This is a genomic window from Sphingomonas bacterium (assembly GCF_903643035.1).
Classification (GTDB): Bacteria; Pseudomonadota; Alphaproteobacteria; order Sphingomonadales; family Sphingomonadaceae; genus Sphingomonas.
In genome coordinates, this window is sequence record NZ_CAHJWW010000111.1 from 1 (window position 1) to 9,119 (window position 9,119).

A 9,119-nucleotide genomic window follows, 5' to 3' on the forward strand; every position below is an offset into this window, starting at 1 on the left:
ACAGCTGGAGCAGCTGCGGGCCCGCGGCCGGGGCGGACGGCGAGCCATCGCAGCGCCAGCGCGTGCGCGCGCTCCGGATCGAGCAGGAACAGCGCGGGACGGATCAGGCGATGGAACATCATCGCGGCATGGCAGCGACGGCCGGCATCGTCAAAAGAACGCACGGGTGATCGAGGATGCCGGCGGGTGTCGCGGCACGGCCGGCGCGCGGTTGACGATTCGGGCGGTGGAGCCCAAATACCAATCGGATCGATATGGTCTGATTTGAGAACGCTTCGCAACAATGCGCCTTTCCAGTCTTGCTGACTACGCGATCGTGATGATGACCGCAGCCGCGCGCTACGGCGTCGGCGAGCGGCTGAACGCGACGCGGCTGGCCGACGAGACGCGGGTGCCGCTGCCGACCGCGCAGAAGCTGGTCAGCCGGCTCGCCTCGGCGGGCCTGATCGAGAGCACGCGCGGGACCGGCGGCGGCTTCGTGCTGGCGCGTGCTGCGGCCGCGATCAGCCTGGCCGACGTGATCGAGGCGGTCGAGGGTCCGATCGCGCTCACCACCTGCGTCGATACGGCCACCCACGACTGTGCGCTCGACCATCATTGCTCGGTCAAGCCGCACTGGGCGGTCGTCAACGAGGCGGTTCGCGGCGCGCTGGCGGGCGTGAGCCTTGCGACCCTGTCTTCTCCTCCCCTCCCGCTTGCGGGAGGGGTCGGTGGGCAGTCATCCTTCGCCCTTCCCGATCTGCCCATCCCCAGCCCTTCCCGCGAGCGGGAAGGGAGCAAGGTACTGTAATGGCCACCAAGAACGCCGAAGCCTATGCGGCCGTGTCGAAGACGTACGAGTGGGGCTTCCACTCGGACATCGAGCAGGATTTCGCGCCCAAGGGCCTGTCCGAGGACACTGTCCGCTACATCTCCGCCAAGAAGGGCGAGCCGCAGTGGATGCTCGACTGGCGGCTGAAGGCGTATCGCCTGTGGCTGACGATGACGCCGCCCGACTGGGCGAAGATGAACGTGCCGCCGATCGACTATCAGGACTCCTATTACTACGCCGAGCCCAAGGCGAAGCCGAAGCTCGGCTCGCTGGACGAGGTCGATCCCGAGATCCTGCGCGTCTACGAGAAGCTGGGCATCCCGATCGGCGAGCAGAAGATGCTGGCCGGCGTCGATGACGGGTCGGAACCCAGGCGCCGTGTGGCGGTGGACGCGGTGTTCGACAGCGTGTCGGTCGCGACCACCTTCCGCAAGGAGCTGGAGGCGGCGGGCGTCATCTTCCGGTCGATCAGCGAGGCGATCAAGGAATATCCCGACCTCGTCCGCCAGTGGCTGGGCAAGGTGGTGCCGCAGCGCGACAACTACTTCGCGACGCTCAACAGCGCGGTCTTCTCCGACGGGACGTTCGTCTACATCCCCGAGGGCGTGCGCTGCCCGATGGAGCTGTCCACCTATTTCCGCATCAACGCGGAGAACACCGGCCAGTTCGAGCGGACGCTGATCGTCGCCGACAAGGGCGCGTACGTAAGCTATCTCGAAGGCTGCACCGCGCCGATGCGCGACGAGAACCAGCTCCACGCCGCGGTGGTCGAGCTGGTCGTGATGGACGACGCCGAGATCAAGTATTCGACCGTGCAGAACTGGTATCCGGGCGACGAGAACGGCGTCGGCGGCATCTACAATTTCGTCACCAAGCGCGCGCTGTGCCAGGGGCGGAACAGCAAGGTGTCGTGGACGCAGGTGGAGACCGGGTCGGCGATCACGTGGAAGTACCCGTCCTGCGTGCTGGCGGGCGACGGGTCGGTGGGCGAGTTCTACTCGGTCGCGGTGACCAACAACCGCCAGCAGGCGGACACCGGCACCAAGATGATCCACCTGGGCAAGAACACGAAGTCGACGATCGTGTCCAAGGGGATCAGCGCCGGCCGCTCGGACAACACCTATCGCGGCCTCGTCCGCGTCGGGCCGAGCGCGGAGAACGTCCGCAACTTCACCCAGTGCGACTCGCTGCTGCTCGGCGACCAGTGCGGCGCGCATACGGTGCCGTACATCGAGGTGAGGAACCCGAGCGCGCAGATCGAGCACGAGGCGACGACGTCGAAGATCAGCGAGGACCAGATGTTCTACGCCATGTCGCGCGGGCTCGACAGCGAGGCGGCGGTCGCGCTGATCGTCAACGGCTTCGCCCGCGAGGTGCTGCAGCAGCTGCCGATGGAGTTCGCGGTCGAGGCGCAGAAGCTGCTGGGGATTTCGCTGGAGGGGAGCGTGGGGTGATAGGCTTCATCGCTCTTTTCGGCGTGGCGATCGTCCTGTTAGTGTTCACAACTTTGAACCTAAAAAATATCGTAATTCACAGGCGCGCTAGTGCTTACGGTCACATATACAAGTTTCGTAAAAGTCCAGTCGCGTTCGCTATCTCGTTTGCGGGAACTGTGCTCGCGCTCGGTTTCGGTCTTGTTTTGACGTTGATCGGTTTCGCTACGATCCTTGGACCTACACGATAAGTATGCTCAAAATTGAAAACCCGCACGCCGCCATCGACGGCAAGCCGACCCTCAAGGGCCTGTCCCTCACCATGTATGCGGGCGAGATCCACGCAATCATGGGGCCGAACGGCGCGGGCGGGTCGACTCTGGGCGGGGGCGTCCGGTGATAGACAAGGGTTGGAATCCGAAAGCCCCTCCCCTTCAGGGGAGGGGTTTGGGGTGGGGCCTGTCCGTTGAGCAACTCCGCTGGCTGCATGAGCGCGCCGCCGAGATGCGCCGCAAGCCGACGGAGCCGGAAAAGCGGTTGTGGCGCGCGCTGTCTGGTTCGCAACTGGAAGGATACAAATTCCGTCGCCAGTCCGTGATTGGTCCCTTCATCGCCGACTTCCTGTGCCCGCAACGTGCCCTGATCGTCGAAGTCGACGGCGATACCCATGATGAGAGCAAGGACCGATTACGCGACGATCAACTCGCCGCTCATGGTTTTCGTGTTCTGCGTGTCGGTAATGGCGACGTGATGGATAATATAGATGGGGTGGCGACGGCGATCCTCGTCGCGCTACGTCAAGCATCGCCGCGCTGGAACAGGCCCCACCCCAACCCCTCCCCTGAAGGGGAGGGGCTTCGACTAAGCGAGGCGTCTTGATGAAAGTGGTCAAAATCATCGCCGCAGATTTGTGGCACCCCATCGTCCAAGTCATCATTCTGCAAGGAATGATGAACGCGTTCATGTTTTACCTTATTCTTACGAGACATTGATGCTTCTTATTCAAGACCTCCACGCCGAGATCGACGGCAAGGAAATCCTTTGCGGTCTGTCGCTCACCGTCAACGCGGGCGAGGTGCACGCGATCATGGGGCCGAACGGCGCGGGCAAGTCGACGCTCGGCTATGTGCTGGGCGGGCGGCCGGGGTACGAGGTGACGGCGGGATCGGTGACGTTTGCGGGCCGCGACCTGCTCGCCCTCGCCCCCCACGAGCGCGCCGCCGCCGGGCTGTTTCTCGGCTTCCAGTATCCGGTCGAGATCCCCGGCGTGTCCAACGTCCAGTTCCTGCGCGAGGCGCTGAACGCGCAGCGTGGCAGCCGCGGCGAGAAGCCGCTGTCGGGGGCCGAGTTCCTGAAGCTCGCGCGCGCGCAGGCGGCGAGTCTGCAAATGGACGCCGAGATGCTCAAGCGCCCGGTCAACGTCGGCTTCTCGGGCGGCGAGAAGAAGCGCAACGAGATGGTGCAGATGGGGATCGTGAACCCCGCGCTCGCGATCCTCGACGAAACTGACAGCGGCCTCGACATCGACGCGCTGCGCATCGTCGGCGACGGCATCAACCGCATCATGCGCGCACCCGACAAGGCGGTGATCCTCATCACCCATTACCAGCGGCTGCTCGACTATGTGAAGCCGGACGTCGTCCATGTGCTGGAGGCGGGACGGATCACGCGCACCGGCGGGGCGGAGCTGGCGGTGCAGCTGGAACGCGATGGCTATGCGGCGGTGACGGCGTGACGACCGTCCTCGACCTTCCCTCCTCGCGCGCCGAGGCGTGGCGGTGGGCTGACCTGGGCGGGATCGCCGCCGCCGCCGCGCTCGCGCCGGTCGTGGCGCCCGAACACGAGTTCCTCGACCTTGCCGGTGCGCGGCTGTTCTTCGTCGACGGCGTGCTGGACGAGGGGCGCAGCAGCCTTGGTACGGTGACGATGGCGGATATCGACGCGGGCGAGCATCATCTGGGCCGCCGCGCGCACGGGCTCGGCTGGTCGTTCCGCCTCGACGCGGACGCCGCCGCCGACCCGGTGCAGGTCGTCCACGTCGCCACCGGGGCGCAGAACCACCTGCCCGCGCGGATCGTGCTTGCCGACGGTGCGGTCGCGCAGGTCGTGGAGACGTTCGTCGGCGCGGGCTGGGCGAACCGCGCGACGCGGATCGAGCTTGGCCGGTCGGCGCGGCTGATGCGCGCGGTGCGGTTGCTCCAGTCGGCGGGTTTCACCTCGTTGCGCGACGAGGTCGAGATCGGCACGGGGGCAAGCCTGGTCGCAACCTTTCTGGGCGCCGGCGCGGCCGGGACGCGGATCGACGCCCAGGTCACGGTGGGCGAGGGCGGCTATGCGGAGGTCGGCGGCGCGTTGCTGACCTCGGGCGAACAGAAGCAGGAATGCGCGGTGCGCGTCCGCCATGCCGGCCCCGACGGCCAGTCGCACCAGCTGTGGCGCGCGGTGGCGGCGGACCGCTCCACCGCCAGCCTGGCGGCGGCGGTCGAGGTGGCCCGCCACGCGCAGAAGACCGACGGCGAACAGTCGCTGCGCGGCCTGCTGCTCAAGCGCACCGCGACGGTGAACCTGAAGCCCGAGCTGGAGATCTTCGCCGACGACGTGAAGTGCGCGCACGGCGCGACGGTGGGCGAACTCGACGCGCGCGCGCTGTTCTACATGGAGTCGCGCGGCATCGCGCCGCCCCGTGCGCGCGCGCTGATGACCCGCGCGTTCGTCGCGGACGCGCTGGGGCGAATCGGGAATGCCGTGGTGCGCGAGGCGTTCGAGGCGGACGCGGACGCCTGGCTGGAGACGATGAAGTGACGGACGTGCTGACCGCTCCCCTCCCGCTCGCGGGAGGGGCTGGGGACGTCTCACCCCCGACCCTTTCCACTCCCGACCCGTCCCGCGGGCGGGAGGGGGGGATCGCGCCGCTCGACCTCCTGTCCGACTTCCCGGCAATCCCGGCCGGCTGGTCCTATCTCGACACCGCCGCCACGTCGCAGAAGCCGAGCCCCGTCATCGACGCGATCGCGCGCGGCTATGGCGAGACCTATGCCACCGTCCATCGCGGCGTGTACCAGCGGTCCGCCGACATGACGCTGGCCTATGAGGCTGCGCGCGCGGCCGTGGCGCGGTTCATCGGCGGCAAGCCGGAGGAATGCGTGTTCGTGCGCGGCGCGACGGAGGGGATAAACCTCGTCGCGCAATGCTGGGCGGCGACGCAGCTGAAGGCGGGCGACCGTATCCTGCTGTCGATGCTGGAGCATCACAGCAACATCGTGCCGTGGCAGATGGCGGCGCAGAGGGTGGGGGCCGCGATCGACGTCCTGCCGCTGACCCACGAGGGCGGCATCGATCTCGACGCGATGGCGGCGATGCTGACGCCGGCTCACAAGCTCGTCGCGCTGTCGCATGTGTCCAACGTGCTCGGATCGGTGCTGGATGCGAAGCGGGCGACCGACCTCGCGCACGGCGTCGGCGCGACGATCCTGATCGACGGATGCCAGGCGGTGCCGCGGCTGTCGGTCGACGTCGCGGCGATCGGTTGCGACTTCTACGTCTTTTCCGCCCACAAGCTGTACGGGCCGACCGGGATCGGCGTGCTGTGGGGCCGGGCGGAGCTGCTGGAGCGGATGCCGCCGTATCAGGGTGGCGGATCGATGATCGACCGTGTCAGCTTCGAGCGGACCACCTATGCCGCGCCGCCGGGCCGGTTCGAGGCGGGAACGCCCCACATCGTCGGCGCACTGGGGCTCCATGCCGCGATCGATTATGTCGAGGGCATCGGCCTGGATCGGATCCACGCGCACGAGACGGCACTCGTGCGGGCGACGCGCGACGCGCTTGCGGGGCTGAACAGCGTGCGGTTGCTGGGACCGGCGGACTCCGCCGGCATCGTGTCGTTCGTGGTCGAGGGGGTGCATCCGCACGACGTCGGCACCATCTTGGACGAAGCGCGGGTCGCGATCCGCGCCGGCCACCATTGCGCGCAGCCGCTGATGCAGGCGCTGGGCGTCGAGGCGACCGCGCGGGCGAGCTTCGGCGTGTATAACGGCCCGGCCGACGTGGACGCGCTGGTCAGGGGCATCGGACGGGTAACGAGGATCTTTGGATGAGAACCGGCATATGAGCAGCAAGCCGATCCCGATCGATGGCATCCCCGCCGAGCCGATTTCCGTCCAGGAAGTCGAGAGCGTCGCCCTGCCGCCCAGGGCGCGCGTCGAGGATGTGGGCGAGAGCGCCGCCGACACGTTCGGCCGCAAGCGCGACTACCTCACCGGCTTCCTCGCGCAGCAGCCGGCGGTGACGGCCACGGGGGAGCCGGGCGGCGAGGTGTACGAGGCGGTGGTCGCCGCGCTGAAGGAAATATACGATCCCGAGATCCCGGTGAACATCTATGAGCTGGGGCTCATCTATGGCGTCGACGTCACCGAGGGCGGGCAGGTCGCGGTCACGATGACGCTGACGACGCCGAACTGCCCCGTCGCCGAATCGATGCCCGCCGAGGTTGAGCTGCGCGTGGGCGCGGTGCCCGGCGTATCGGTCGCGGACGTCAATCTCGTCTGGGATCCGCCCTGGGACCCGCAGAAGATGAGCGACGAGGCCCGGCTGGAACTGGGAATGTTGTGACCTGCTCCCCTCCCGCTCGCGGGGGGGGGGGGGGGGAGACGATGGCCACCACTGCTCGCACCCGCCCCGCCGCGCTCAACCTCACTCCCTCCGCCCAGGCGCGGATCGCCGCGCTGATGACGCGCGCGCCGGACGGGTCGGTGGGTGTGAAGCTGTCCACGCCGCGGCGCGGCTGTTCGGGACTCGCCTACTCGGTGGATTACGTCGCGGAGGCCCAAGTCGGTTTGGGGCCCTTCGACGAGCGGATCGAGACGCCGGGCGGCACGTTGTTCGTCGACGGGGGGTCGATCCTGTACCTCGTGGGCTCGACGATGGACTGGGTGGAGGACGATTTCACCGCCGGCTTCGTCTTCGCCAACCCCAACGCCAAGGGCGCGTGCGGTTGCGGGGAGAGCTTCACGGTGTGAGCCACTTCCCGTAACCCCAGCTCAAGGCCGGGGTGACGGATCGGGATTATCGGTCTCCACAGGTCCGCGTCGTCCAGGTCACGTTGAGCACGCGCCAGCCGCCGCCTTCGCGCACCAGGTCGAAATGGTCGGTGCCGCAATGGTCGAGCCGGCCGTCGATCCGGAACTGGTATGGGCTCCAGACGCTCGCGACCGCGCCCTCCACATCGACCGCGGGATCGGTCAGTCGCTCCTCGTAGCGTTCGGGGCCGGGCCTGAACCGCGCGGCGAACGCCGTCCAGTCCCGCCGATCGACCCCCCGGTCCGACACCGACGTCGCCGAGCCGTCCGGGTGGACCGCGGCCAGCACCGCGGCCCCGTCGCGGGTCGCGATCGCCGCGAGCAGGCGCTGCGCCGCCGCGAGCGGAGGACCGGCGTCGTCGTCGGCGAGCGGCAAGGGGTCGGCATGGGGCAGCCGATCGGTCGAGCGGTCGATATGCTGGGCGGCGGTCCCCAGCAGGATGGGCGCGAGCAGGGCGAGGATCATGCCGGCTTCCTACTCGCTCGACCCGGCCCTGACGAGCGGCGCGACGCGCCTTGCCGCGTCGAGCAGATAGCCCTCCAGCTCGGCCGCCCGGTGCGCGGCGGTGTGCCGGGCGAGCACGCGCGCCTGTCCCGCCCGGCCGATCGCGACCGCATCGTCGCGGGCAAGCGCCGCCAGCACGTCGTCAGCGCCGTCCGCCAGGACGATCTCGCGATCGGGGACCAGCAGCTCGTCGAGCCCGTCCCACCGGTCCGACACGATCGGGCAGGCGCAGGCCGCCGCCTCGAACAGGCGGACGGACGGCGACCAGCCCGCCGCCACCATGTCCGCCCGCGTGACGTTCAGCGTCCAGCGCGAGGCGGAGTAGAAGTCGGCATGGTCGACGGGCGCCAGATGCTCGATCCGCTCGACGTTCGCGGGCCAGTCGATGCCGGCGGGATATTGCGGCCCGGCGACGACGAAGCGCCGGTCCGGCGCGGCGCGCGCGGGCGCGATCAGCAGCTCCTCCAGCACCGGCTGGCGGTCGGGCGAATAGGTGCCGAGGTACGACAGGTCCCAGCGCGTCGCGGCGCCGGTCGGGCGATAGGCGGCGGGGTCGACCGAGCAGTAGAGCGCGCGCGCCGCCGGCGAGCCGTATTCCGCCTCGATCCGCGCCAGCATCGGCCCGCCGGTGAACGACAGGTAGACGTCGTATCCGGGAATCGACGCCGGCGAGAGATACTCGACGTCGCCGCGCGCCAGCCGGGCGAGCGTGACGGGCGTGTCGATGTCGTAGAAGCCGGTGGTGCCGGTCGCGGTCGCCTGCACCCACTCGCCGACCGCGACGCCGTCCGGGACGTACGACCCGACGATCACCGCGTCCGCGCGCGCGACCTCGCCCGCCCAGCCCGCCAGCTCGTCCAGGTCGCGGTAGAAGGCGAGGCGGCACCAGTCGGGGTCGGCGAGGTCGCGCTGCCCCGCATACCAGGGCACGTCGCGTTCGAGGAACAGCACGTCGTGCCCCCGCGCCGCGAACGCCTTCAGGAGCGCGCGATAGGTGGTCGCGTGCCCATTGCCCCAGGAGGATGAGAGCGACAGGCCGAGGACGACGAGCTTCATGGAGCCTGTTTCCAAGGCCGCCTTTTCCGCGTTCGCCCTGAGCCTGTCGAAGGACGTGCAGCGAACGGATCGCCCGCGGCCCGTGCCTCGACGGGCTCGGTACGAACGGGGGGAGGGTTGGGCACCATCACGCCGCCTCCCGCGCCCGCGCCACCCGGTCGCGCAGCAGCGCGTCGACTTGGCGCGCGCGCAGCGCGTAGGTGTGCTCCGCCAGCACCCGCGCCAGCGCCGCCGCG

At 68.8% G+C, this 9,119-nt stretch carries 10 protein-coding genes and 1 pseudogene; 9 read left to right on the forward strand and 2 right to left on the reverse strand.

Annotated features, from left to right (window positions below; all coding sequences use genetic code 11):
- The first annotated feature begins 283 nt into the window (after positions 1-283).
- The 9 genes and pseudogenes from HUV01_RS08450 (at position 284) to HUV01_RS08490 (ending at position 7,262) form a co-directional block, all read left to right on the forward strand.
- A complete protein-coding gene (locus tag HUV01_RS08450; protein WP_174297851.1) occupies positions 284-790 on the forward strand; it encodes an SUF system Fe-S cluster assembly regulator in 507 nt (168 codons plus the stop codon).
- A complete protein-coding gene (sufB, locus tag HUV01_RS08455; protein ID WP_174297852.1) occupies positions 790-2,265 on the forward strand; it encodes a Fe-S cluster assembly protein SufB in 1,476 nt (491 codons plus the stop codon). Before HUV01_RS08450 ends, sufB begins: the two co-directional genes overlap by 1 nt.
- Positions 2,266-2,497: 232 nt before the next feature.
- A pseudogene (locus tag HUV01_RS08460) lies at positions 2,498-2,629 on the forward strand (ATP-binding cassette domain-containing protein); the annotation flags it as partial.
- A gap of 11 nt (positions 2,630-2,640) precedes the next feature.
- Entirely contained in the window at positions 2,641-3,123 is a 483-nt protein-coding gene (locus tag HUV01_RS08465; RefSeq protein WP_254606510.1) for an endonuclease domain-containing protein, read from the forward strand.
- Positions 3,124-3,235: 112 nt separating this feature from the next.
- Positions 3,236-3,979 (forward strand): Fe-S cluster assembly ATPase SufC, encoded by a 744-nt coding sequence (sufC, locus tag HUV01_RS08470; protein WP_174297853.1) that lies wholly within the window; start codon positions 3,236-3,238, stop codon positions 3,977-3,979.
- Positions 3,976-5,046 carry a SufD family Fe-S cluster assembly protein gene (locus HUV01_RS08475; RefSeq protein ID WP_174297854.1) on the forward strand — a complete coding sequence of 357 codons (1,071 nt, stop codon included), beginning with the start codon at positions 3,976-3,978 and terminating at the stop codon, positions 5,044-5,046. The genes sufC and HUV01_RS08475 overlap by 4 nt, the downstream gene beginning before the upstream one ends.
- A 101-nt stretch (positions 5,047-5,147) precedes the next feature.
- Positions 5,148-6,341: a cysteine desulfurase gene (locus HUV01_RS08480; RefSeq protein ID WP_174297860.1), complete on the forward strand. Its 1,194-nt coding sequence runs from the start codon at positions 5,148-5,150 to the stop codon at positions 6,339-6,341.
- A 10-nt stretch (positions 6,342-6,351) separates the two neighbouring features.
- Entirely contained in the window at positions 6,352-6,855 is a 504-nt protein-coding gene (locus HUV01_RS08485; RefSeq protein ID WP_174297855.1) for an SUF system Fe-S cluster assembly protein, read from the forward strand.
- A 41-nt stretch (positions 6,856-6,896) separates the two neighbouring features.
- Positions 6,897-7,262, forward strand: coding sequence for a HesB/IscA family protein (locus tag HUV01_RS08490; protein WP_174297856.1), 366 nt, complete (start codon positions 6,897-6,899; stop codon positions 7,260-7,262).
- Between the two features lie 46 nt (positions 7,263-7,308).
- Here HUV01_RS08490 and HUV01_RS08495 read toward each other — a convergent pair whose 3' ends face one another.
- On the reverse strand, positions 7,309-7,788 hold the full coding sequence (locus HUV01_RS08495; protein ID WP_174297857.1) for a DUF4440 domain-containing protein: 480 nt from the start codon (positions 7,786-7,788) through the stop codon (positions 7,309-7,311).
- 9 nt (positions 7,789-7,797) lie between these two features.
- Positions 7,798-8,883, reverse strand: a complete 1,086-nt coding sequence (locus HUV01_RS08500) for a CgeB family protein (RefSeq protein WP_174297858.1) — start codon at positions 8,881-8,883, stop codon at positions 7,798-7,800.
- Positions 8,884-9,119 lie beyond the last annotated feature (236 nt).

Coding starts and splice junctions, on each gene's coding strand:
- sufC (WP_174297853.1), top strand. CDS start 3,236: ATGCTTCTTATTCAAGACCTCCACGCCGAGATCGACGGCAAGGAAATC.
- HUV01_RS08490 (WP_174297856.1), top strand. CDS start 6,897: ATGGCCACCACTGCTCGCACCCGCCCCGCCGCGCTCAACCTCACTCCC.
- HUV01_RS08485 (WP_174297855.1), top strand. CDS start 6,352: ATGAGCAGCAAGCCGATCCCGATCGATGGCATCCCCGCCGAGCCGATT.
- HUV01_RS08450 (WP_174297851.1), top strand. CDS start 284: ATGCGCCTTTCCAGTCTTGCTGACTACGCGATCGTGATGATGACCGCA.
- HUV01_RS08495 (WP_174297857.1), bottom strand. CDS start 7,788: ATGATCCTCGCCCTGCTCGCGCCCATCCTGCTGGGGACCGCCGCCCAG.
- sufB (WP_174297852.1), top strand. CDS start 790: ATGGCCACCAAGAACGCCGAAGCCTATGCGGCCGTGTCGAAGACGTAC.
- HUV01_RS08500 (WP_174297858.1), bottom strand. CDS start 8,883: ATGAAGCTCGTCGTCCTCGGCCTGTCGCTCTCATCCTCCTGGGGCAAT.